Here is a 464-nt window from a genome sequence, read left to right as displayed (position 1 = left end):
CAGATTACTGAACAAAGCCCGCGAACGGACAATGTCAGGCACCCCGTCCCTGTTCCGATTTACCGGATCACTTAGGACCGCCTGACCCATGGTCAACTGCTGTTCCCATGGAACCCTTCTCCACCTCGGCCTTCAAGGTTCTCACTTGAATATTTGCTACTACCACCMAGATCTGCGCCTGTGGTTGCTTCACCTAGGCTCACGCCTGAGGCTTCCCGCTAGCCACAGCGACCCTCCTACTCGTTGCCGTTACTCCATGCCTGGACCAAGTGCAGCTTGCCCTCACACAGCATAGGCCCAGCTTACAGCAACGGTCCGGTATAGGTMCAACGCTCGAGCGCCATCCATTTTCAGGGCTGGTTGATTCGGCAGGTGAGTTGTTACACACTCCTTAGCGGCTTCCGACTTCCATGGCCACCGTCCTGCTGTCTAGACCAACCAACACCTTTTGTGGTATCTCATGA

At 55.4% G+C, this 464-nt stretch carries 1 rRNA gene; it reads right to left on the bottom strand.

Annotated elements, in window-relative coordinates:
- A 23S ribosomal RNA gene (locus tag EES38_RS23315) occupies positions 1-464 on the bottom strand; the annotation flags it as partial.

Origin of the sequence: Vibrio viridaestus (assembly GCF_003856525.1) — a bacterium.
Taxonomy (GTDB): Bacteria; Pseudomonadota; Gammaproteobacteria; order Enterobacterales; family Vibrionaceae; genus Vibrio; species Vibrio viridaestus.
Note: the sequence above shows the minus strand (reverse complement) of the source record. Positions and strands in the feature narration are given on the sequence as shown.